Source organism: Clostridium nigeriense, assembly GCF_900086595.1.
GTDB lineage: Bacteria > Bacillota > Clostridia > Clostridiales > Clostridiaceae > Clostridium > Clostridium nigeriense.
Genome location: NZ_LT575472.1, coordinates 510,680 through 534,005, shown reverse-complemented (window position 1 = coordinate 534,005; position 23,326 = coordinate 510,680). Strand labels below are relative to the sequence as shown.

The window sequence follows — 23,326 nt, the reverse complement described above, 5'->3', positions numbered from 1 at the left end:
TCCTTGTTTATTAGAATTTTAAGCCTGCTTCTCTTGCTGCTTCAGCTAAAGTTTGAACTCTTCCGTGATATACGTATCCACCTCTATCGAATACAACTTCTGAGATTCCCTTTTCTAAAGCTTTCTTAGCTATTAATTCACCAACTAATTTAGCTGCTTCTTTATTTCCGCCTACTTTAACATCTACTGCTTTATCTAAGCTTGAAGCTGAAACTAATGTTACTGAATTAACATCATCTATAATTTGAGCATATATATTTTTTTCACTTCTATATACTGAAAGTCTTGGTCTTTCAGGAGTACCAGAAATTTTCTTACGTACTCTTAGGTGACGTCTTTCTCTACTAGCTTTTCTGTCTACCTTCTTAAACATAAAGGTTTCACTCCTTTCTATTATTTCTTACCAGTTTTACCTTCTTTACGTCTGATTACTTCGTTATCGTACTTGATTCCTTTACCCTTATATGGTTCAGGCTTTCTCCATGATCTGATATCAGCCGCTGCAGCTCCAACTTTTTCCTTGTCTATTCCTTTAACAACTACTTTAGTTGCAGCTGGAGTTTCGAAAGTAATACCTTCCATAGGTTCTATTTCAACTGGATGTGAATATCCTAAGTTCATTACAAGTTTCTTTCCTTGTAATTGAGCTCTGTAACCAACACCGATTAATTCTAAATTCTTTTCGAATCCTTTTTCTACTCCAATTATCATGTTGTTGATTAATGCTCTAGTTAATCCGTGAAGAGCTCTGTGCTCTTTTTGATCACTAGGTCTAGTAACAACAACTTGGTTATTTTCAACTGCTATATTCATGTCTTTGTCCATAGCTTTAACAAGTTCGCCCTTTGGACCCTTAACTGAAACAACGTTATCTGCTGAAACAGCTACAGTTACGCCTGCAGGTATAGTTATAGGTAATCTACCTACTCTTGACATAATCGCACCTCCTGTTTTACTTGTTCTTATATATGTTAATCTAGTTACTTTCTAATTTGCAATTACCAAACGTAGCAAAGTACTTCTCCGCCTAATCCAGCTTTTCTTGCTTCTCTGTCAACTAATAATCCAGTTGATGTTGAGATTATAGCAATACCAAGTCCGCTTAATACCTTTGGAATTTCATCTTTCTTGCAGTAAACTCTAAGTCCTGGTTTAGAAATTCTCTTTATACCAGTTATAACTCTTTCTTTATCTGCACCATACTTAAGAGATATTCTTAACATTGGAACAACACCATCGTTATATTCCTCTAATTCTTTTATATATCCCTCTTGTAATAATATATTTGCAATAGCCTTCTTCACGTTTGATGAAGGAACTTCTACTACTTCATGTCTAACAGCATTTGCGTTTCTTATACGAGTTAGCAAATCTGCGATAGGATCTGTCATAACCATTTAATGTGCCTCCTTTCACTATATCAGTTTTTTACCAACTTGCTTTCTTACAACCAGGGATTTGGCCCTTGTAAGCAAGTTCTCTAAAACATATACGGCATATACCAAACTTCTTTAATACTGAATGTGGTCTTCCACATATTCTGCATCTTGTATAAGCTCTTGTTTTATATTTTGGTTCTTTTTTCCACTTTTCTATAATAGCTTTACGTGCCACGGTTTCCCCTCCTTATTATTGAGCGAATGGCATTCCAAGGAATCTTAGTAATTCTCTTGCTTCTTCGTCAGTGTTAGCTGTTGTTACGAAGATGATATCCATTCCTCTCACCTTGTCTATTTTATCATACTCGATTTCTGGGAATATTAATTGCTCTTTAACTCCTAGTGAGTAGTTTCCTCTACCATCAAAAGCTTTGCTTGAAACTCCTCTGAAGTCTCTAACTCTTGGAAGAGCAATTGTCATTAACTTATCAGCAAATTCATACATCTTTGCTTTTCTTAATGTAACCTTACATCCTAAAGCCATATTTTCTCTAATCTTAAAGTTAGCAACTGATTTCTTAGCTCTTGTTAAGATTGGCTTTTGACCTGCAATTATGCTTAAATCGTTAACTGCTGCTTCTAATATTTTTTGATTGTCCTTAGCTTCTCCAACACCCATGTTGATAACTATCTTTTCAAGCTTTGGAACTTCCATTATATTTTTATATCCGAACTTTTCAATCATAGCTGGAATTACTTCTTTTTGATATTTTTCTTGAAGTCTTGTTGTCATAATTTAGTACCTCCTTTCAGATTTTAGAATGTTTCTCCGCACTTCTTACAAACTCTAACTTTAGTACCATCTTCTAATATTTTGTTACTAATTCTTGTAGCATTTTTGCACTTTGTGCAGTATAACATAACTTTTGAGCTGTATATAGCTCCTTCTCTTTCAACTATTCCGCCTTGCATATTCGCTCTGCTTGGCTTTTGGTGCTTTTTAACTATATTAACTCCTTGAACAATAACTTTACCTGTCTTAGGATATACCTTTAAAACTTCACCAGTTTTTCCTTTATCTTTACCAGAAACAACTACAACTGTGTCGTTTTTTCTAACATGTACCTTCAAATAAGACACCTCCTCCATTATAGAACTTCAGGTGCTAATGATAAAATCTTGTTAAATTCGTTATCTCTTAGCTCCCTAGCAACTGGTCCGAAGATACGAGTTCCTCTTGGTTGCTTATCATCCTTTATAATAACAGCTGCATTTTCATCAAACTTAATGTATGAACCATCAGCTCTTCTTAATCCTCTTACTGATCTAACTATAACAGCCTTTACAACGTCTCCCTTTTTAACAACTCCGCCTGGTGTTGCACTTTTAACGCTAGCAACTATTACATCTCCAATGTTACCGAACTTTCTCTTTGATCCGCCTAAAACTCTTATGCACATAATTTCCTTTGCACCTGAGTTATCTGCTACTTTTAGTAAGGTTTGTTGTTGTATCATTGAATTACCCTCCTTTCAGACTTAAAGCCTATTTAGCTTTTTCAACTATTTCAACAAGTCTCCATCTCTTATCTTTAGATAATGGTCTAGTTTCCATAATTAAAACTCTATCATTAATTTTAGCTTCATTGTTTTCATCATGAGCCTTAAACTTAGTTGTTCTATTAACTGTCTTACCATATAATGGGTGTCTAACCTTAGTTTCAACAGCAACAACTATTGTTTTATCCATTTTATCTGAAACAACTCTACCTATTCTTTTCTTTCTTAGTCCTCTTTCCATTAAGAGTTACCTCCTTTCAGATTTACTGCTCGAAAGCCCTGATCTCTTCTTCTCTAATGATGGTTTTGATTTGGGCTATAGATTTTTTTACTTCTCTTATTCTCATAGGATTTTCTAATTGACCTGTAGCTAATTGGAATCTTAAGTTGAATAATTCAGCCTTAAGGTCATTTAATTTAACCTTTAAATCTTGAGGATTATTTGCTCTTAATTCTTTTAATTCTCTAGCCTTCATTATTCTTCACCACCCATTTCCTCAAAATCTCTTCTTGTAACGAATTTACACTTTACAGGAAGTTTGTGTGATGCAAGTCTCATTGCTTCTCTTGCAACTTCTTCATTAACTCCTGATAATTCAAATAAAACTCTACCAGGTTTAACTACTGCTACCCAGTATTCTGGTGAACCCTTACCTGAACCCATTCTTGTTTCAGCTGGCTTTTCAGTTACTGGCTTATCTGGGAAAATCTTTATCCAAAGTTTTCCTCCTCTTCTTATATATCTGTTTATAGCAATTCTGGCAGATTCAATTTGATTACTAGTTATCCAACCACATGTTGTAGCTTGAATACCAAAATCTCCGTATGCAAGGAAATTACCTCTTGTAGCTTTCCCTTTCATTCTACCACGTTGTACCTTACGATGCTTAACTCTTTTAGGCATTAACATGACTAATTCCTCCTTTCTTATGCGTTAACTTCTTCCTTCTTTTCAACTTTTTTAGTTGGAAGAACTTCTCCATTATAAACCCAAACTTTTACGCCGATTTTTCCGTATGTTGTATCAGCTTCTGCAAATCCATAATCGATGTCTGCTCTTAAAGTTTGTAGTGGAATTGTTCCTTCATGATATTGTTCTGTTCTAGCTATTTCAGCTCCGCCTAATCTACCTGAACAAGCTGTCTTAACACCTTTAGCTCCAAGTTTCATAGCTCTTTGGATGCTTTGTTTCATAGCTCTTCTGAATGATACTCTTTTTTCTAATTGAGCAGCTATATTTTCTGCCATTAATTGAGCATTTGCTTCAGCATTCTTAACTTCAACTATGTTGATTAATAAGTTTTTATTGTCAGCAACTTTAGCTAACTTAGCTTTTAAAGCTTCAATTCCTGCTCCACCTTTTCCGATTATAACACCTGGTTTAGCAGTATATATATTTAACTTAACTCTCTTAGCAGCTCTTTCAATTTCAATCTTTGAAATTCCAGCTGAGAAAAGTTCCTTCTTTACGAATTCTCTTATTTTGTTATCTTCGATTAGATTGTCTGCAAAGTTCTTCTTTGAAGCATACCATTTAGCATCCCAATCTTTGATAACTCCTACTCTAAGTCCATGAGGATGTACTTTTTGACCCACTTGATTTCCCTCCTTCTTTCTAAGCTCTTTCTTTAACTACAAGTGTAATGTTACTTGTTCTTTTGTTAATTCTAAATGCTTTACCGTGATCCATTGGTCTGAATCTCTTAAGTGTTGGACCTGCACCAACGAATGCTTCTGCTACATATAATCTTTCTACATCCATTTCGTGATTATTTTCTGCATTAGCAACAGCTGATTTTAAAACTTTGTTTATAACAACAGCTGCATCTTTTGGAGTATATTGTAAAATAGCGAAAGCCTCTTGAATATTTTTTCCTCTTATTAAATCAAGAACTACTCCTACTTTTGTTGGAGACATTCTAACATATTTAGCTATAGCTCTAGCTTCCATTTATGTTCCTCCTTTCCGGGATTACTTTCTTTTTCTTGCTGCTTTTTCGTCATAATCGTGTCCTCTGTAAGTTCTAGTTAATGCGAACTCACCAAGCTTGTGTCCAACCATGTCTTCACTTATGAAAACTGGAACATGCTTTCTTCCATCGTGAACAGCTATTGTATGACCGATCATTTGTGGGAATATTGTTGAACTTCTTGACCAAGTTTTAACAACCTTCTTATCTCCACTAGCATTCATTTCTTCAATTTTCTTTAAAAGTCCTTCATGTACAAAAGGCCCTTTTTTTGTTGATCTACTCACTATAATTTGCCTCCCTTCATAATCTCTAGGCTGACAAGCCATGAAGAGAAATTTAACTTCTCTTCATACTACTTATCGTTTCTTCTCTTTATTATGAATTTGTCAGAATACTTCTTATTCTTTCTTGTCTTGTATCCAAGTGCTGGTTTACCCCATGGAGTAACTGGACTTGGTCTACCGATAGGTGATCTACCTTCTCCACCACCGTGAGGGTGATCGCAAGGGTTCATTACAGAACCTCTAACTGTAGGTCTCCATCCCATATGTCTCTTTCTACCAGCTTTACCGATATTGATTATATCGTTAGTAGTATTTGAAACAGTTCCGATTGTAGCTCTACATTCGATTCTAACATATCTCATTTCACCTGAAGGTAATCTTAATGTAGCATAGTTACCTTCTTTAGCCATTAATTGAGCTGAAGTACCAGCTGATCTTACCATTTGGCCACCTTTGCCAATTTGTAATTCAATATTGTGTACAAAAGTACCTACTGGTATGTTCTTTAATGGAAGAGCGTTACCAACTTTGATATCAGCATCTGCTCCTGAAACTATAACATCTCCAACCTTTAATCCAACTGGAGCAATTATATATCTCTTTTCACCATCAGCATATACAACTAAAGCTATGTATGCTGTTCTGTTTGGATCGTATTCTATTGTAGCAACCTTTGCTGGGATACCATCCTTATTTCTCTTGAAATCTATTATTCTATATTTTCTCTTAGCTCCACCACCGTGGTGTCTAACAGTTATTTTACCTTGAGCATTTCTACCACCAGTTTTGTTTAATGAAACAAGAAGTGACTTCTCAGGAGTACTTGTTGTAATTTCTTCAAAAGTAGCCATTGTCATTTGTCTTCTTGATGGGGTAGTTGGTCTAAACTTTTTAACTGCCATGTAAATTCCCTCCTTACTTTAAGCTTCTCTGGTATTTAAATACCAATAATACGCTTTATTTGCGTTATTGCATTCCTTCGAAGAATTCAATGTTCTTACTGTCTTCTGTTAAAGTAACAACAGCTTTCTTGAAGTCTGCTCTTTTTCCTACATGTACGCCCATTCTCTTTGTTTTTCCCATAGTTCTTAAAGTTTGAACTTTGTCAACCTTAACGCCGAAGATTTCTTCTACAGCCTTCTTGATTTGAACTTTGTTTGCATTTATTTGAACTATGAAAGTGTACTTCTTGTCTGCCATAGCATTCATGCTTTTTTCAGTGATAACAGGCTTTCTTATGATATCATAGCTTGTCATTATGCGTACACCTCCTCAATTTTTGATACAGCATCCTTAGTTATGATTAATTTTTCAAACTTTAATAAATCATAAACATTGATGTTGTTAACTGGCATAATTTGTACGTCAGCAATATTTCTAGCTGATTTGTAAAGTACTTCGTTAGATTCTCCAGTTACTATTAAAGTTTTCTTAGCATCAAATGCTTTTAAAACTTCAACCATTTGCTTAGTCTTTGGTGCTTCTAAAGATAACGCTTCAAGAACTACCATTTGGTTGTCTTGAACCTTACTAGTTAAAGCAGACTTCATAGCTACTCTTCTCATGCTCTTTGGAACTGAAACTCTGTAGTCTCTTGGCTTTGGTGCAAAAACAATACCACCTTTTATCCATTGTGGTGCTCTTATAGAACCTTGTCTTGCTCTACCAGTTCCTTTTTGTCTCCAAGGCTTGATTCCGCCTCCTCTAACCTCAGCTCTTGTCTTAGCTGATTGAGTTCCTTGTCTTTTGTTTGCTAATAAAGCAACAACAACTTGATGCATAGCATCAGTGTTAACTTCAACTCCGAACACATTATCATTTAATTGGATATCTCCAACTTGTTTTCCTTCTTGATTAAATAATCCTACTGTAGGCATCCTGTTTCCTCCTTTCTACAGAAATTAAGCTTTAACTGCATTTCTTATTACTACTGTACCTTTATTAGGTCCTGGGATACCACCCTTGATTAGTATTAAGTTCTTTTCAGCTATTACCTTAACTACTTCTAAATTTAATACTGTTGTATTAACAGCTCCCATATGTCCTGGCATATTCTTGTTTTTGAAAGTTCTTGATGGATCTGATGAAGCTCCCATTGAACCTACTGCTCTGTGGAACTTAGAACCGTGAGTCATTGGTCCTCTATTAGCATTCCATCTCTTGATAACGCCTTGGAATCCCTTACCTTTAGAAACTCCTGATACGTCAACTTTTTCTCCAACTTCGAATAAGTCAGCTTTTATTTCTTGACCAACTTCATAAGCTGAACAATCTTCTAATCTGAACTCTTTTAATCTTCTCTTTAATGAAACTCCTGCCTTAGCATAGTGTCCCTTCTTTGGCTTGTTAACTAATTTTTCTCTTATGTCTCCAAAACCTACTTGTATTGCTTCATAACCATCCTTCTCGATAGTTTTCTTTTGAACAACAACACATGGGCCAGCTTCTACTACTGTTACAGGAACAACTTTTCCGTTAGCATCAAAGATTTGAGTCATTCCAATTTTCTTTCCTAATATAGCTTTTTTCATGTATCTACACCTCCTAAACATATTAGCGGATTGTTATTACAATCATAATAGTTCAAACTGTTTATTTAATAAGTATTGACTATAGCTTTATTTCGATATCAACACCAGCTGGTAAGTTTAATCTCATTAATGCATCAACTGTTTTTGGTGATGGATTAACTATATCGATTAATCTCTTGTGTGTTCTGATTTCGAATTGCTCTCTGGAATCTTTGTATTTGTGAACAGCTCTTAATATAGTAACAACATCTTTTTCTGTAGGTAGTGGTACTGGACCTGCAACCTTAGCTCCTGTTGATTTTGCTGTTTCAACAATTTTCTCAGCTGATTGATCTAAAATGTTGTGATCAAAAGCCTTTAATCTGATTCTTATTTTTTGTTTTGACATCTTGGTTTCCCTCCTTTTCATGTACGCTTTACTTCTAACGCACAACAGCGGATGTTCTATAAACTGTTCCACGTGTTTCATATTTTGACACATGGATTTACAAAACCCCTGTCGTTGGATTCTAGATCCTAACATACTCATCAGGAATTAACCCGGAAGTCCGGCAACCTCCTGATTCATCGCTGTTTGCTATACAACTCCTACATTATACTATGATTGCATAGGCTTTTCAAGAGTTTTTTAGCGTTTTTTCTTAAAATTTAAAACATAATTTTTAATATCTTTTTATTTATAATTTCTTTAGCAAATATATTTTATATGTGTTTCTTTTATTTATCAATATATTTTTTTATGTAATTTTTCACATATATTTTTTCTCTTTATTATTTTTAACCATTTTTAATATATTAATCATTTACAAGTAATTTATATTTTTTTATTTTATATAAATCTATTGATTTTCATAAAAAAAGAAAAGAGAGTAAAGGCGTCCCCTTACTCTCTAAATGTGATCACAATTTCTTATATTTATTTTAAATTTATTTTACTTACTTTATGCAAATTATTACNAGTTTTTTCTTCTGCAGCTGCAGCACCACCTGCAACAGCTCCTGCAACTGCTACTGGAGCAGCAGCGCTTACACCAAATTCTTCTTCACAAGCTGTAACTAGCTCGTTTAATTCTAAAACAGTCATTTCTTTTATAGCTTGAATTATATCTTCTCTTGTCATTTTAATTGCACCTCCAAAATTTTTATCAGTTATTATTCAGCTGATTCTGATTCTTTCTTTTCTTTAATTGCATTTAATAAATATGCAAGGTTTGATAATGGAGCTTTGAAGCTTCCAAGAAGTTTTGCGATAAGAACTTCTTTTGATGGTATTGTAGCAAGCTTTTCAACTTGTTCTTTGTTGTATATAGTCTTATCTACCATACCTGCTTTTAATTCTAATTTCTTGTGATCCTTAGCAAATGTATGTAATACTCTTGCTGGAGCAGTAGCATCTTCATAACCAAATGCTATAGAAACTGGTCCTTCTAAGTATTCATCAAGACCTTGAATTCCTAATTCATTAGCAGCTAATACTACTAGGTTGTTTTTATAAACCTTGTATTCAACACCTGCTTCTCTTAAGCTTTTTCTTAAAGCTGTATCTTCTTCAACTGTTAAACCTTGATAGTTTGCTAGAACAACTCCTTGAGCTTTTTCTAACTTTTCTTTAATTTCAGCTACCTTAGCTTCTTTAATTTGTCTATTCTTGTTCATTACTGTGTGTCCACCTCCTCACAGTTTTTAACTGCAATTTTATATTAAGAAAGGCCTTCCCATAGACATAGGAAGACCAACAAATAATTACTTACCTTGGTATTCCTCGGTAGGCAATTATTTAAACCTTTCGGCACCTACTGTCTTTGGAATTAGTATTCTTTTTTTCAACAGATAAGATTATATTACATAGTCTTATACTTGTCAATACTAATCTAAAACTTTTGTTGGGTTAATTTTAGCTCCAGGTCCCATTGTGCTTGAAACAGATACTGATTTAACGTATTGTCCCTTAGCAGCAGCTGGTTTTGCTTTTATTAAAGCATCCATTAAAGCGTGGAAGTTTTGTTGTAGTTTTTCAACTCCAAAAGACTTCTTTCCGATTGGGCAGTGAACTATAGCAGTTTTGTCAACTCTATATTCAACCTTACCAGCTTTGATATCAGCTATAGCCTTAGCAACATCAAATGTTACTGTTCCTGATTTTGGGTTTGGCATTAATCCTTTAGGTCCTAAAACTCTACCGATTCTACCAACAACACCCATCATATCTGGTGTAGCTACAACTACATCATAATCAAACCAGTTTTCAGTTTGGATCTTTTGAACTAATTCTTCAGCTCCAACGAAATCTGCACCAGCTTCTTGAGCTTCTTTAGCTTTTTCGCCCTTAGCGAATACTAAAACTCTTACTGTTCTACCAGTTCCGTTTGGAAGAACAACAGCTCCTCTAACTTGTTGATCTGCGTGTCTTGGGTCAACCCCTAATCTAACGTGTAGTTCTATAGTTTCATCAAACTTTGCCTTAGCAGTTTTAACAGCTAAATCTAAAGCTTCAGATGGAGTGTATAATGCACTCTTATCTATTAATTTTGCGCTTTCAATATAATTCTTTCCCATAATTTGCCTCCTTTGTGGTATTAACGGTTTTTACCTCCCACTTTTTTACGAATTACTCTTCAACAGTTACTCCCATACTTCTTGCAGTACCTTCGATCATGCTCATAGCAGTTTCGATAGTTGCTGCATTTAAGTCAGGCATCTTTAACTCAGCAATTTTTCTTACTTGATCCTTTGTTAACTTACCAACTTTAGTTCTGTTTGGAACTCCTGAACCACTTTCGATTCCTAATTCCTTCTTTATAAGAACTGCTGCTGGTGGAGTCTTTAGTATAAAACTAAAAGATCTATCTTGGTAAACTGTTATAACAACTGGTATTATTAATCCAGCTTGGTTAGCAGTCTTTGCATTGAACTCCTTACAGAATCCCATAATATTAACACCATGTTGACCTAATGCTGGTCCTACTGGTGGTGCTGGTGTTGCCTTACCTGCAGGAAGTTGAAGTTTAATCATCCCTGTTACTTTCTTAGCCATGTTAATATTCCTCCTATACTGTGGTAATACGGACTTAAGTCCTCCCACTTAATTAAAACATTAGCTTATATTAAACTAATTTTTCAACTTGTGTAAATTCTAGTTCAGCTAGAGTTTCTCTGCCGAACATATCGATTAACGCTTTAATTTTGCGTTTTTCTATATTTATCTCTTGAATTATAGCCACAAATTCTCTTAGTGGCCCTGAGATAACTCTTACGCTTTCCCCTACTTCTAAATCAATCTCTACCGGAGCTTCTTTAACTCCCATGGATTCAATTTCTTCATCTGTTAAGGGAACTGGTTTAGAAGCTGGGCCAACAAAACCTGTTACACCCCTAGTGTTTCTAACCACATACCATGACTCATCTGTCATTAGCATTTTTACTAACACATATCCAGGAAACTTCTTCTTTAGAGAAATCTTTTGTTTCCCATCTTTCTCTTCTACTACTTCTTCCATAGGCACTTGAATGTCTTGTAACAAGTTTTGAAGATTTCTATTTTCAATGGTCTTTTCAAGATTTGCTTTAACTTTGTTTTCGTAGCCTGAGTATGTGTGTACAACATACCATCTTGCTTTTTCGCTCATATTTTCTTATAGGCTTAAAGCCTAAACCTCCTTTATTTAAAATTTAAAATGAATTTAAAGAGGTTTTGAAAAATATAATCTAACCCACCTACTAATACAATATATATTAGTACAACTACGCCAACTGCAATTAACGCTTTTTTAGTTTCATTTTTAGAAGGCCAAGTTATTCTTTTAACTTCTGCCTTAACCCCTCTAAAAAAATTAAATATTCCACCATTACTTGGTGTTTTTTTAGTTAAATTTACATTTTCCTTAACAGCCATTACTTCACATCCTTAATCATTGTGAGTATATGTCAAAACTATATCAGCTAATTACTTAGTTTCTTTATGAAGTGTATGTTTCTTACAGAATTTGCAGTATTTATGCATTTCTAATCTGTCTGGGTTATTTTTCTTGTTTTTCATTGAATTGTAATTTCTTTGCTTACACTCTGTGCATGCTAAAGTTACCTTTACTCTCACAGTCTGCACCTCCAGTTTACCGTAAATAATATAAAACTATGCTACTTTATGTTAATGTATTTTCGTTAATTACCTAAACACATTATCACAAAACAGCTATTATGTCAATATATAAGCCTTGCAAAGGACTAGGTAATGAAACCCAGTCCCACACACAGCTTTATCACTTATTTATTATTCGATTATGCTAGTAACAACTCCTGAACCTACAGTTCTTCCACCTTCTCTAATCGCGAATCTTAATCCTTCGTCCATTGCAACTCTAGTGATTAATTCAACGTTCATGTCGATGTGGTCTCCTGGCATAACCATTTCCATACCTTCTGGTAATTTGATTGATCCAGTAACGTCTGTTGTTCTGAAGTAGAATTGTGGTCTGTATCCATCGAAGAATGGAGTATGTCTTCCACCTTCTTCTTTCTTAAGTACGTAAACTTGACCTACGAACTTTTGGTGTGGCTTAACTGATCCAACTTTTGCTAATACTTGACCTCTTTCGATGTCAGTTCTTTGAACTCCTCTTAAAAGAACTCCAACGTTATCTCCAGCTTGCGCTTCGTCTAGTAACTTTCTGAACATTTCTATTCCTGTTACTACTACTTTTCTTGTATCTTCTTGTAATCCAACGATTTCTACTTCGTCTCCTACGTGAAGAACTCCTCTTTCAACTCTTCCCGTTGCAACTGTTCCTCTACCAGTGATTGTGAATACATCTTCTACTGGCATTAAGAATGGCTTATCTGTTGCTCTTTCTGGAGTTGGGATGTAGCTGTCTACAGCTTCCATTAACTCAAGGATTGGAGCGATTGCTTTTTCATCTGTTGGGTTTTCTAAAGCTACTAAAGCTGAACCCTTAACTACTGGAATATCATCGCCTGGGAAGTTGTATTCTGATAATAATTCTCTAACTTCCATTTCAACTAATTCTAATAATTCTTCATCATCTACCATATCAGCTTTGTTTAAGAATACTACTATGTAGTCAACTCCAACTCTTGATGCTAGTAGGATGTGCTCTCTTGTTTGAGGCATTGGACCATCTGCTGCTGAACAAACTAAGATAGCTCCGTCCATTTGAGCAGCTCCTGTGATCATGTTCTTAACATAGTCAGCATGTCCTGGACAGTCAACGTGTGCATAGTGTCTGTTTTCTGTTTCATATTCAACGTGTGATGTATTGATTGTGATTCCTCTTTCTTTTTCTTCTGGAGCCTTATCAATTTCATCATATTTGAATGATTCTGCTAATCCTCTGTTTGCTAAAACTGTTGTGATTGCAGCTGTTAATGTTGTCTTACCGTGGTCAACGTGACCGATTGTTCCAATGTTTACGTGTGGTTTACTTCTTTCGAATTTTTGCTTTGCCATTGTAAAATCCTCCTTTATGGAAATTAAATAATATGAACCTTCTTAGTTATTATATCTAATTTAGTTCTATTTTTCTATACTTATATGAATTTTAGTATCAATATACTAAGTTTATATTTAGTAATGTTACTTATAATTTAATTATAAGCAACATTACATATTTTTATAACTAAAGTGAATTAGTTTCTTTCACTTTTTATCTTTTCTTGGATGCTCTTTGGCACTTCTTCAAAGTGGTCAAATACCATTGAATAAGTTCCTCTACCTTGAGTTCTTGATCTTAAAGTAGTAGCATAACCAAACATTTCTGAAAGTGGAACGAATGCTCTTATTATTTGAGCTCCGTTTATAGCTTCCATACCTTCAATTCTACCTCTTCTTGAGTTAAGGTCACCCATTACATCTCCCATGTATTCTTCTGGAACTGTAACTTCAACCTTTTCTACTGGCTCAAGTAATACTGGATCTGCTTTTGCCATAGCATTCTTAAATGCCATAGATCCTGCAATCTTGAAGGCCATTTCAGATGAGTCAACTTCGTGGTATGATCCATGAACTAATTTAACTTTAAAGTTAATAGTTTCATATCCTGCTATAACCCCGTTTTTAGCTGCTTCTTGAATACCATTGTCTATAGCTGGTATGTATTCCTTTGGAACAGCTCCACCAACGATAGCATTTTCAAATGTGTATTCTCCTTCAGTTGGTTCCATTTCAATAACAGCATGACCGTATTGTCCTTTACCACCTGATTGCTTAGCATATTTAGCTTCAGCTTTAACAGCTTTTCTGATTGTTTCTTTATAAGCAACTTGAGGAGCACCAACGTTACACTCAACTTTGAACTCTCTAGTTAATCTATCAACTATGATTTCTAAGTGAAGTTCTCCCATACCTTCTATAATTGTTTGACCAGTTTCTTGATCAGTATGAGTTCTGAATGTTGGATCTTCTTCTGCTAATTTAGCTAATGCTAATCCCATCTTTTCTTGACCAGCTTTTGTCTTTGGTTCTATAGCTACAGATATAACTGGTTCTGGGAATTCCATTGATTCTAATACTATTGGATTATTTTCTGCACAAAGAGTATCTCCTGTAGTAGTGTTCTTTAATCCAATTATTGCTCCTAATTCACCTGCTTCTAATGACTCAACCTCTTCTCTGTGGTTGGCATGCATCTTAACAAGTCTTCCGATTCTTTCCTTTTTACCCTTAGTAGAATTTAACACATATGTTCCGCTTTGCATAACACCTGAGTAAACTCTTGTGAATGCAAGCTTTCCTACGAATGGGTCAGTAGCTATTTTAAATGCTAAAGCTGACATTGGAGCTTCATCTGAAGCTTCTCTTGTATCTTCTTCACCTTCTAAAGTAGTTCCCTTAACAGCAGGAATATCTAATGGTGATGGTAAGAATGCAACAACTCCATCGATCATTTGTTGAACACCTTTATTCTTGTATGATGATCCACAAATACATGGAACTACTTCATTAGCAATAGTTGCTTTTCTTAAAGCAGTCATTATTTCTTCTTCAGTTAACTCTTCACCTTCAAGGTATTTTTCCATTAACTCTTCATCTGTTTCAGCTATTGCTTCTATCATAGCCATTCTATATTCTTCAGCTTGATCAGCTAAGTCAGCTGGTATTTCTTCATATCTAACATCTTTTCCAAGATCATCATAGAACATAATAGCTTTATTAGTTATTAAATCTACCATTCCCTTGAATTGATCTTCTGCTCCAATTGGAATTTGTATTGGAACAGCATTAGCTTTTAATCTATCTCTTACAGTGTTGATACATCTAAAGAAATCTGCACCTGTAGCATCCATCTTATTTACATATATCATTCTTGGTACACCGTATTTGTCTGCCTGTCTCCATACAGTTTCAGTTTGTGGTTCAACACCACTCTTTGCATCTAGAACTGTAACAGCACCATCAAGTACTCTTAAAGATCTTTCAACTTCAACTGTAAAGTCTACGTGACCAGGAGTATCTATTATATTTAATTCATGGTCTTTCCAGAAACACATTGTTGCAGCAGAAGTAATTGTTATACCTCTTTCTTTTTCTTGTTCCATCCAGTCCATTTGTGAAGCACCTTCGTGAGTTTCACCTATTTTATGTGTTTTACCAGCATAAAATAATATACGCTCTGTAGTTGTTGTTTTACCAGCATCTATATGAGCCATTATTCCAAAGTTACGGAATTTATCTAATGGATAATTTCTTGCCATCTGTATGTCCTCCTCTCAACGAGTAATTTTAAATTCGACAAAACTGTTTTGGCAAAAGTCCAAAACAGTTTGTTTATTAGTATCTGTAATGAGCAAATGCTTTGTTTGCTTCAGCCATCTTATGAGTATCTTCTCTCTTCTTAACAGCTGCTCCAGTATTATTAGCTGCATCCATTAATTCTCCAGCTAATCTTTGAGCCATTACCTTTTCGCCTCTTTTTCTTGAAGCATCTAAAAGCCATCTTAGTCCTAAAGTCTGTCTTCTTTCAGGTCTAACTTCGATTGGAACTTGGTAGTTAGCACCACCTATTCTTCTAGCTTTAACTTCTAATAAAGGCATTACATTGTTCATTGCTTCTTCAAATACTTCNTATTCAACGTGTGATGTATTGATTGTGATTCCTCTTTCTTTTTCTTCTGGAGCCTTATCAATTTCATCATATTTGAATGATTCTGCTAATCCTCTGTTTGCTAAAACTGTTGTGATTGCAGCTGTTAATGTTGTCTTACCGTGGTCAACGTGACCGATTGTTCCAATGTTTACGTGTGGTTTACTTCTTTCGAATTTTTGCTTTGCCATTGTAAAATCCTCCTTTATGGAAATTAAATAATATGAACCTTCTTAGTTATTATATCTAATTTAGTTCTATTTTTCTATACTTATATGAATTTTAGTATCAATATACTAAGTTTATATTTAGTAATGTTACTTATAATTTAATTATAAGCAACATTACATATTTTTATAACTAAAGTGAATTAGTTTCTTTCACTTTTTATCTTTTCTTGGATGCTCTTTGGCACTTCTTCAAAGTGGTCAAATACCATTGAATAAGTTCCTCTACCTTGAGTTCTTGATCTTAAAGTAGTAGCATAACCAAACATTTCTGAAAGTGGAACGAATGCTCTTATTATTTGAGCTCCGTTTATAGCTTCCATACCTTCAATTCTACCTCTTCTTGAGTTAAGGTCACCCATTACATCTCCCATGTATTCTTCTGGAACTGTAACTTCAACCTTTTCTACTGGCTCAAGTAATACTGGATCTGCTTTTGCCATAGCATTCTTAAATGCCATAGATCCTGCAATCTTGAAGGCCATTTCAGATGAGTCAACTTCGTGGTATGATCCATGAACTAATTTAACTTTAAAGTTAATAGTTTCATATCCTGCTATAACCCCGTTTTTAGCTGCTTCTTGAATACCATTGTCTATAGCTGGTATGTATTCCTTTGGAACAGCTCCACCAACGATAGCATTTTCAAATGTGTATTCTCCTTCAGTTGGTTCCATTTCAATAACAGCATGACCGTATTGTCCTTTACCACCTGATTGCTTAGCATATTTAGCTTCAGCTTTAACAGCTTTTCTGATTGTTTCTTTATAAGCAACTTGAGGAGCACCAACGTTACACTCAACTTTGAACTCTCTAGTTAATCTATCAACTATGATTTCTAAGTGAAGTTCTCCCATACCTTCTATAATTGTTTGACCAGTTTCTTGATCAGTATGAGTTCTGAATGTTGGATCTTCTTCTGCTAATTTAGCTAATGCTAATCCCATCTTTTCTTGACCAGCTTTTGTCTTTGGTTCTATAGCTACAGATATAACTGGTTCTGGGAATTCCATTGATTCTAATACTATTGGATTATTTTCTGCACAAAGAGTATCTCCTGTAGTAGTGTTCTTTAATCCAATTATTGCTCCTAATTCACCTGCTTCTAATGACTCAACCTCTTCTCTGTGGTTGGCATGCATCTTAACAAGTCTTCCGATTCTTTCCTTTTTACCCTTAGTAGAATTTAACACATATGTTCCGCTTTGCATAACACCTGAGTAAACTCTTGTGAATGCAAGCTTTCCTACGAATGGGTCAGTAGCTATTTTAAATGCTAAAGCTGACATTGGAGCTTCATCTGAAGCTTCTCTTGTATCTTCTTCACCTTCTAAAGTAGTTCCCTTAACAGCAGGAATATCTAATGGTGATGGTAAGAATGCAACAACTCCATCGATCATTTGTTGAACACCTTTATTCTTGTATGATGATCCACAAATACATGGAACTACTTCATTAGCAATAGTTGCTTTTCTTAAAGCAGTCATTATTTCTTCTTCAGTTAACTCTTCACCTTCAAGGTATTTTTCCATTAACTCTTCATCTGTTTCAGCTATTGCTTCTATCATAGCCATTCTATATTCTTCAGCTTGATCAGCTAAGTCAGCTGGTATTTCTTCATATCTAACATCTTTTCCAAGATCATCATAGAACATAATAGCTTTATTAGTTATTAAATCTACCATTCCCTTGAATTGATCTTCTGCTCCAATTGGAATTTGTATTGGAACAGCATTAGCTTTTAATCTATCTCTTACAGTGTTGATACATCTAAAGAAATCTGCACCTGTAGCATCCATCTTATTTACATATATCATTCTTGGTACACCGTATTTGTCTGCCTGTCTCCATACAGTTTCAGTTTGTGGTTCAACACCACTCTTTGCATCTAGAACTGTAACAGCACCATCAAGTACTCTTAAAGATCTTTCAACTTCAACTGTAAAGTCTACGTGACCAGGAGTATCTATTATATTTAATTCATGGTCTTTCCAGAAACACATTGTTGCAGCAGAAGTAATTGTTATACCTCTTTCTTTTTCTTGTTCCATCCAGTCCATTTGTGAAGCACCTTCGTGAGTTTCACCTATTTTATGTGTTTTACCAGCATAAAATAATATACGCTCTGTAGTTGTTGTTTTACCAGCATCTATATGAGCCATTATTCCAAAGTTACGGAATTTATCTAATGGATAATTTCTTGCCATCTGTATGTCCTCCTCTCAACGAGTAATTTTAAATTCGACAAAACTGTTTTGGCAAAAGTCCAAAACAGTTTGTTTATTAGTATCTGTAATGAGCAAATGCTTTGTTTGCTTCAGCCATCTTATGAGTATCTTCTCTCTTCTTAACAGCTGCTCCAGTATTATTAGCTGCATCCATTAATTCTCCAGCTAATCTTTGAGCCATTACCTTTTCGCCTCTTTTTCTTGAAGCATCTAAAAGCCATCTTAGTCCTAAAGTCTGTCTTCTTTCAGGTCTAACTTCGATTGGAACTTGGTAGTTAGCACCACCTATTCTTCTAGCTTTAACTTCTAATAAAGGCATTACATTGTTCATTGCTTCTTCAAATACTTCTAAAGCATCTTTGCCTGTTTTTTGCGCCACTATTTCAAACGCTTCGTAGCATATTTTTTGTGCTACTCCTTTTTTACCATCTTCCATAACGTTATTTACTAATTTAGTAACAACCTTTGAATTGTATATTGGATCTGGTAATACATCTCTTTTTGCGATATGTCCTTTTCTTGGCACTTTTCTTCCCTCCTTAACATAATAAATTTAAGTTCATTGGTACTCTGCAATAAATATTGCCGTAAAGTGCTTCGCCCCTTCATCTATATAAACTTAATTTATAAATCTATGTAAATGCTGAAGATAAGCACTACTGTAGTTTATAGTTTAAACTACTTTTTTGCCTTCGGCTTCTTAGCACCGTACTTTGATCTTCCTTGCATTCTGTTAGCTACTCCAGCACAGTCAAGTGCTCCTCTTACGATATGGTATCTAACACCAGGAAGGTCCTTAACTCTACCACCTCTTATAAGAACAACACTGTGCTCTTGTAAGTTGTGTCCTACACCACCAATGTATGCAGTTACTTCGAATCCATTTGTAAGTCTTACTCTTGCGATTTTTCTTAACGCTGAGTTAGGCTTCTTAGGAGTAGTTGTTTTAACAACTGTACAAACCCCTCTTCTTTGTGGACACTCATTAAGTGCTGGTGCTGTTGACTTGTTGATAACAGTTTTTCTGCCTTTTCTTACTAATTGGCTAATAGTTGGCATTTTTTCACCTCCTGAAATTTTTTTATCTATCTAATATTTAAGATAAAAGCTAATTTATTATATAGTATAAATGTATCTATGTAAATTAGTTTATATACATAATATACATTTTTTAAACTCCTTAATAGACTTAATCTGTATATTTTTTACATTTTTATCCAGATGCACCCCTATTAAGCTCTTAGTTAATTTTTTGTGTATATATTTAGCTACCTATTCACATTGTCCTAATTAACTTTTATAAATTTAATTCCATAACTTATTATAATTATCTAATTTAAATTAATCTTAATATTTCATGAAATTACTCTTTTTTATAAAAGTTCATAGAGGCATAGCACATAACTTTGCCTCCATGAATCCATGTAGACAATTATACTGTAGTGTAGCTCTAAAATCACACAACTCGTATTTTATCATTTAAGCATACACATGTCAATAAAATTGCATTGTATTATTCAATTGATTCTAATACTTCATTATTCACTGGAACATCCTCTACATCTAACTTAACGTTTCTGTATCTCATCATTCCAGTACCTGCTGGTATTAACTTACCAATAATAACATTTTCTTTCAATCCAACTAATGGATCTATTTTTCCTTTGATTGCTGCTTCAGTAAGAACTCTTGTAGTTTCTTGGAATGATGCTGCTGATAAGAAACTGTCTGTTGCTAAAGCTGCCTTAGTTATACCAAGTAAAGCTTGCTCTCCCTTAGCTTCTTCTCCGCCAAATTCCCTTACTCTTGCATTTTCTTCTTCAAAGTCAAACATATCTATCATAGTTCCTGGTAATAATTCAGTATCACCAGAATCTAAAACTTTAACTTTTCTAGTCATTTGTCTAACAACTACTTCTAAGTGTTTATCATTGATATCAACACCTTGTAGTCTATAAACTTTTTGAACTTCTGATAATAGATATTTTCTAGCTCCATCTATTCCCTTTATAGCAGCTATATCATGCGGATTTACTGAACCTTCAGTAATTTCATCCCCAGCTTCTATAACTTCATCATCAGATACTTTTAATCTTGATCCGAAAGGTATTTCGTAGCTACGTTCTTCTCCATCTTCAGATGTTACAAATACAGTTCTCTTCTTTTTAGTTTCTTCAACTCTAACTGTACCTGAAATTTCACTTACTATTGCTAAACCTTTTGGCTTTCTAGCTTCAAATAACTCTTCTACTCTTGGAAGACCTTGTGTGATATCGGCTCCAACAACTCCCCCTGTGTGGAATGTTCTCATTGTAAGCTGAGTACCAGGTTCTCCGATAGATTGAGCTGCTATAATACCAACAGCTTCACCAATATTTATCTTTTGTGCTGTTGCCATGTTCATACCATAACATTTTGAACATACACCAACTTTACACTTACATGTAAATACTGATCTTATTTTTACTTTTTTAATTCCAGTTGCTGCAACTTTTTCTGCAGTATCTAGATCCATATATTGATCAGCTTCTACCATAACTTCTCCTGTTTCTGGATGAATTATTGCTTCAGCTGTATATCTACCATGTAATCTTTCAGCTAATCCTTCGATTGCCTCATTACCTTCCTTAATTTCTGAAACATAGATACCTTCTGTTGTTCCACAATCTACTTCTCTTACTATTACATCTTGTGAAACATCAACAAGTCTTCTTGTTAAGTATCCAGAGTCAGCAGTCTTAAGCGCTGTATCAGCATTACCTTTTCTAGCTCCGTGTGTAGAAATAAAGTACTCTAATACTTCAAGACCTTCTCTAAAGGATGCTCTGATTGGTAATTCTATAATCTTACCAGTTGGACTCGCCATCAGACCTCTCATACCAGCTAATTGCTTAATTTGAGATTTAGAACCTCTGGCTCCTGAATCAGCCATCATGAATATTGGATTAAACTTATCCAAACTATCCATAAGAGCATCTGCAACATCTTCTGTTGTCTTAGTCCATTTTTCTATAACTCTTTCATATCTTTCTTCTTCAGATATAAATCCTCTCTTATACATCTTCTCAATTTTTTCAACTGTTTCATCAGCTTCCTTAAGAAGTCTGTATTTAGCTTCTGGTACTATCATATCTGAAGCCGCAACTGTTACAGCTCCAATTGATGAATAATGATATCCTAAAGCTTTAATCTTATCTAGCATTATAGATGTATTAGTTGGACCATGAACAGCATAACACTTATCTATTAATTTTCCTAAAGTCTTTTTAGTTATTAAGAAATCAACCTCTAAGTTAAACTCTTCATCTTTATTATTTCTATCAACAAATCCTAAGTCTTGAGGAATAGATTCATTGAATATTAATTTACCAACTGTAGTTGTAATGATTCCAGATCTTACTTCTCCATCTACTTCTCTAAATAATCTTACTTTTATTTCAGCGTGAATAGCTATTTCGCCTACTTCATAAGCCATAATAGCTTCATTTTTAGATGCAAATATTTTACCTTCACCTTTAGCTCCTTTTTTATCCATAGTTAGATAATAAGAACCTAATACCATATCTTGTGTAGGTACACAAACTGGTTTACCATCTGAAGGCTTCATTATATTTCCTGCTGCTAACATTAAGAATCTAGCTTCAGCTTGTGCTTCAACTGATAATGGAACGTGAACAGCCATTTGGTCACCATCGAAGTCAGCATTGTACGCTGTACATACTAATGGATGTAATTTTATTGCTCTACCTTCTACTAGAACTGGTTGGAAAGCTTGAATTCCTAATCTATGTAGAGTAGGTGCACGGTTTAATAATACTGGATGATCTGTAATAACTTCTTCAAGTACATCCCAAACCTGATTATTTACTCTTTCAACCATTCTCTTTGCACTCTTAATGTTATGAGCTACGCCATCTTCTACTAGTTTTTTCATAACAAATGGCTTAAATAATTCTAAGGCCATTTCCTTAGGAAGTCCACATTGGTACATTTTTAATTCTGGTCCAACAACAATAACTGATCTACCAGAATAGTCAACTCTCTTACCAAGTAAGTTTTGTCTAAATCTACCTTGCTTACCTTTTAACATATCTGATAATGATTTAAGTGGCCTGTTTCCTGGTCCTGTTACAGGTCTTCCTCTTCTACCATTATCTATAAGTGCATCCACTGCTTCTTGAAGCATTCTCTTTTCATTTCTAACAATAATATCTGGAGCACCTAAATCTAATAACTTCTTTAATCTGTTATTTCTATTAATAACTCTTCTATATAAATCATTTAAGTCTGAAGTTGCAAATCTTCCTCCATCTAATTGAACCATTGGTCTTAAATCAGGTGGAATTACAGGAATAACATTAATAACCATCCATCTTGGATCATTTCCTGATTTTCTAAAAGATTCTACTACTTCTAATCTTCTTATGATTCTAACTTTCTTTTGTCCTGTACTTACTTTTAATTCTTCTTTAAGATCTCTTGCTTGAGATTCTAAGTCGATTTCTCCAAGTAATTCTTGAACTGCTTCTGCTCCCATTCCAGCTATAAAGCTTTCATCACCATATTTATCAACAGCTTCTCTAAATTCTTTTTCATTAAGAAGTTGTTTCTTTAATAATGGAGTTTCCTTAGGATCTATTACTACATATGAAGCAAAGTATAATATTTTCTCTAAAGCTCTTGGTGACATATCTAAAAGTAATCCCATTCTTGATGGAATTCCTTTAAAGTACCAAATGTGAGAAACTGGGGCAGCCAGTTCAATGTGCCCCATTCTTTCTCTTCTAACTTTAGCCTTAGTAACTTCAACTCCACATCTATCACATACTATTCCCTTATATCTTACTCTTTTATATTTACCACAATGACATTCCCAATCCTTGATAGGTCCAAAGATTCTTTCACAGAATAAGCCATCTCTTTCTGGTTTAAGGGTTCTATAGTTTATTGTTTCAGGTTTTTTAACTTCTCCTCTTGACCATTCTCTTATTTGATCTGGTGAAGCTAACCCTATTTGTATAGCATCAAAATTATTCAATTCAAACAAGGGTA

Annotated in this window: 31 protein-coding genes, 1 pseudogene and 1 other annotated feature; all 32 genes and pseudogenes read right to left on the bottom strand. The window is 34.5% G+C overall.

What is annotated here, in order from left to right:
- Positions 1-10: 10 nt before the first annotated feature.
- Positions 11-373, bottom strand: a complete 363-nt coding sequence (rplR, locus tag BN6774_RS02910; RefSeq protein WP_066889858.1) for a 50S ribosomal protein L18 — start codon at positions 371-373, stop codon at positions 11-13.
- Positions 374-393: 20 nt separating this feature from the next.
- On the bottom strand, positions 394-936 hold the full coding sequence (gene rplF / locus BN6774_RS02905) for a 50S ribosomal protein L6 (protein WP_066889856.1): 543 nt from the start codon (positions 934-936) through the stop codon (positions 394-396).
- A 62-nt stretch (positions 937-998) separates the two neighbouring features.
- On the bottom strand, positions 999-1,397 hold the full coding sequence (rpsH, locus tag BN6774_RS02900) for a 30S ribosomal protein S8 (RefSeq protein ID WP_066889854.1): 399 nt from the start codon (positions 1,395-1,397) through the stop codon (positions 999-1,001).
- A 31-nt stretch (positions 1,398-1,428) separates the two neighbouring features.
- Positions 1,429-1,614 (bottom strand): type Z 30S ribosomal protein S14, encoded by a 186-nt coding sequence (locus BN6774_RS02895; protein ID WP_008681179.1) that lies wholly within the window; start codon positions 1,612-1,614, stop codon positions 1,429-1,431.
- A gap of 15 nt (positions 1,615-1,629) precedes the next feature.
- Positions 1,630-2,172: a 50S ribosomal protein L5 gene (rplE, locus tag BN6774_RS02890; protein ID WP_066889853.1), complete on the bottom strand. Its 543-nt coding sequence runs from the start codon at positions 2,170-2,172 to the stop codon at positions 1,630-1,632.
- Between the two features lie 23 nt (positions 2,173-2,195).
- On the bottom strand, positions 2,196-2,510 hold the full coding sequence (gene rplX, locus BN6774_RS02885) for a 50S ribosomal protein L24 (RefSeq protein WP_066889851.1): 315 nt from the start codon (positions 2,508-2,510) through the stop codon (positions 2,196-2,198).
- Between the two features lie 17 nt (positions 2,511-2,527).
- Positions 2,528-2,896 carry a 50S ribosomal protein L14 gene (rplN, locus tag BN6774_RS02880; protein ID WP_008681183.1) on the bottom strand — a complete coding sequence of 123 codons (369 nt, stop codon included), beginning with the start codon at positions 2,894-2,896 and terminating at the stop codon, positions 2,528-2,530.
- 28 nt (positions 2,897-2,924) lie between these two features.
- Positions 2,925-3,179, bottom strand: a complete 255-nt coding sequence (gene rpsQ, locus BN6774_RS02875; RefSeq protein ID WP_066889849.1) for a 30S ribosomal protein S17 — start codon at positions 3,177-3,179, stop codon at positions 2,925-2,927.
- A 22-nt stretch (positions 3,180-3,201) separates the two neighbouring features.
- Positions 3,202-3,414, bottom strand: coding sequence for a 50S ribosomal protein L29 (rpmC, locus tag BN6774_RS02870; RefSeq protein WP_008681185.1), 213 nt, complete (start codon positions 3,412-3,414; stop codon positions 3,202-3,204).
- The gene (rplP, locus tag BN6774_RS02865) at positions 3,414-3,848 is read right to left on the bottom strand and encodes a 50S ribosomal protein L16 (protein WP_008681186.1); all 435 of its coding nucleotides are present in this window, start codon (positions 3,846-3,848) and stop codon (positions 3,414-3,416) included. Before rplP ends, rpmC begins: the two co-directional genes overlap by 1 nt.
- A gap of 17 nt (positions 3,849-3,865) precedes the next feature.
- Positions 3,866-4,534, bottom strand: a complete 669-nt coding sequence (gene rpsC / locus BN6774_RS02860) for a 30S ribosomal protein S3 (RefSeq protein ID WP_066889847.1) — start codon at positions 4,532-4,534, stop codon at positions 3,866-3,868.
- Between the two features lie 19 nt (positions 4,535-4,553).
- Positions 4,554-4,889 carry a 50S ribosomal protein L22 gene (gene rplV / locus BN6774_RS02855; RefSeq protein WP_008681188.1) on the bottom strand — a complete coding sequence of 112 codons (336 nt, stop codon included), beginning with the start codon at positions 4,887-4,889 and terminating at the stop codon, positions 4,554-4,556.
- A 21-nt stretch (positions 4,890-4,910) separates the two neighbouring features.
- Positions 4,911-5,195, bottom strand: a complete 285-nt coding sequence (gene rpsS, locus BN6774_RS02850; protein ID WP_066889845.1) for a 30S ribosomal protein S19 — start codon at positions 5,193-5,195, stop codon at positions 4,911-4,913.
- A 68-nt stretch (positions 5,196-5,263) separates the two neighbouring features.
- The gene (rplB, locus tag BN6774_RS02845) at positions 5,264-6,097 is read right to left on the bottom strand and encodes a 50S ribosomal protein L2 (protein ID WP_066889843.1); all 834 of its coding nucleotides are present in this window, start codon (positions 6,095-6,097) and stop codon (positions 5,264-5,266) included.
- Positions 6,098-6,161: 64 nt separating this feature from the next.
- Complete coding sequence (gene rplW, locus BN6774_RS02840) at positions 6,162-6,452, bottom strand: 50S ribosomal protein L23 (protein WP_066889841.1); 291 nt, start codon at positions 6,450-6,452, stop codon at positions 6,162-6,164.
- Entirely contained in the window at positions 6,452-7,072 is a 621-nt protein-coding gene (gene rplD, locus BN6774_RS02835; RefSeq protein ID WP_066889839.1) for a 50S ribosomal protein L4, read from the bottom strand. Before rplD ends, rplW begins: the two co-directional genes overlap by 1 nt.
- Positions 7,073-7,096: 24 nt before the next feature.
- The gene (gene rplC / locus BN6774_RS02830; RefSeq protein ID WP_066889837.1) at positions 7,097-7,726 is read right to left on the bottom strand and encodes a 50S ribosomal protein L3; all 630 of its coding nucleotides are present in this window, start codon (positions 7,724-7,726) and stop codon (positions 7,097-7,099) included.
- Between the two features lie 79 nt (positions 7,727-7,805).
- Positions 7,806-8,114, bottom strand: a complete 309-nt coding sequence (gene rpsJ, locus BN6774_RS02825) for a 30S ribosomal protein S10 (RefSeq protein WP_008681195.1) — start codon at positions 8,112-8,114, stop codon at positions 7,806-7,808.
- 570 nt (positions 8,115-8,684) lie between these two features.
- Positions 8,685-8,846, bottom strand: a pseudogene (gene rplL, locus BN6774_RS02820) (50S ribosomal protein L7/L12); the annotation flags it as partial.
- 32 nt (positions 8,847-8,878) lie between these two features.
- Positions 8,879-9,382: a 50S ribosomal protein L10 gene (gene rplJ, locus BN6774_RS02815; RefSeq protein WP_066889826.1), complete on the bottom strand. Its 504-nt coding sequence runs from the start codon at positions 9,380-9,382 to the stop codon at positions 8,879-8,881.
- Positions 9,383-9,419: 37 nt separating this feature from the next.
- Positions 9,420-9,550: a sequence feature (ribosomal protein L10 leader region), on the bottom strand.
- Between the two features lie 42 nt (positions 9,551-9,592).
- The gene (gene rplA, locus BN6774_RS02810; protein WP_066889824.1) at positions 9,593-10,282 is read right to left on the bottom strand and encodes a 50S ribosomal protein L1; all 690 of its coding nucleotides are present in this window, start codon (positions 10,280-10,282) and stop codon (positions 9,593-9,595) included.
- Between the two features lie 52 nt (positions 10,283-10,334).
- Positions 10,335-10,760 carry a 50S ribosomal protein L11 gene (rplK, locus tag BN6774_RS02805; RefSeq protein WP_066889822.1) on the bottom strand — a complete coding sequence of 142 codons (426 nt, stop codon included), beginning with the start codon at positions 10,758-10,760 and terminating at the stop codon, positions 10,335-10,337.
- A 70-nt stretch (positions 10,761-10,830) separates the two neighbouring features.
- Positions 10,831-11,352 carry a transcription termination/antitermination protein NusG gene (gene nusG / locus BN6774_RS02800; RefSeq protein WP_066889820.1) on the bottom strand — a complete coding sequence of 174 codons (522 nt, stop codon included), beginning with the start codon at positions 11,350-11,352 and terminating at the stop codon, positions 10,831-10,833.
- A 32-nt stretch (positions 11,353-11,384) separates the two neighbouring features.
- On the bottom strand, positions 11,385-11,618 hold the full coding sequence (gene secE, locus BN6774_RS02795) for a preprotein translocase subunit SecE (RefSeq protein ID WP_066889819.1): 234 nt from the start codon (positions 11,616-11,618) through the stop codon (positions 11,385-11,387).
- A gap of 51 nt (positions 11,619-11,669) precedes the next feature.
- The gene (gene rpmG, locus BN6774_RS02790; RefSeq protein WP_066889817.1) at positions 11,670-11,819 is read right to left on the bottom strand and encodes a 50S ribosomal protein L33; all 150 of its coding nucleotides are present in this window, start codon (positions 11,817-11,819) and stop codon (positions 11,670-11,672) included.
- A gap of 174 nt (positions 11,820-11,993) precedes the next feature.
- Entirely contained in the window at positions 11,994-13,187 is a 1,194-nt protein-coding gene (gene tuf, locus BN6774_RS02785; protein ID WP_066889815.1) for an elongation factor Tu, read from the bottom strand.
- Between the two features lie 179 nt (positions 13,188-13,366).
- Positions 13,367-15,430, bottom strand: a complete 2,064-nt coding sequence (fusA, locus tag BN6774_RS02780; RefSeq protein WP_066889814.1) for an elongation factor G — start codon at positions 15,428-15,430, stop codon at positions 13,367-13,369.
- A 76-nt stretch (positions 15,431-15,506) separates the two neighbouring features.
- Positions 15,507-16,010 carry a 30S ribosomal protein S7 gene (gene rpsG / locus BN6774_RS02775; protein WP_084766844.1) on the bottom strand — a complete coding sequence of 168 codons (504 nt, stop codon included), beginning with the start codon at positions 16,008-16,010 and terminating at the stop codon, positions 15,507-15,509.
- A 179-nt stretch (positions 16,011-16,189) separates the two neighbouring features.
- Entirely contained in the window at positions 16,190-18,253 is a 2,064-nt protein-coding gene (gene fusA, locus BN6774_RS02770) for an elongation factor G (protein ID WP_066889814.1), read from the bottom strand.
- 76 nt (positions 18,254-18,329) lie between these two features.
- On the bottom strand, positions 18,330-18,800 hold the full coding sequence (gene rpsG, locus BN6774_RS02765; protein ID WP_066889835.1) for a 30S ribosomal protein S7: 471 nt from the start codon (positions 18,798-18,800) through the stop codon (positions 18,330-18,332).
- Positions 18,801-18,952: 152 nt separating this feature from the next.
- The gene (gene rpsL / locus BN6774_RS02760) at positions 18,953-19,333 is read right to left on the bottom strand and encodes a 30S ribosomal protein S12 (RefSeq protein ID WP_008681201.1); all 381 of its coding nucleotides are present in this window, start codon (positions 19,331-19,333) and stop codon (positions 18,953-18,955) included.
- 454 nt (positions 19,334-19,787) lie between these two features.
- Positions 19,788-23,321 carry a DNA-directed RNA polymerase subunit beta' gene (rpoC, locus tag BN6774_RS02755; RefSeq protein ID WP_066889833.1) on the bottom strand — a complete coding sequence of 1,178 codons (3,534 nt, stop codon included), beginning with the start codon at positions 23,319-23,321 and terminating at the stop codon, positions 19,788-19,790.
- Positions 23,322-23,326: the final 5 nt, after the last annotated feature.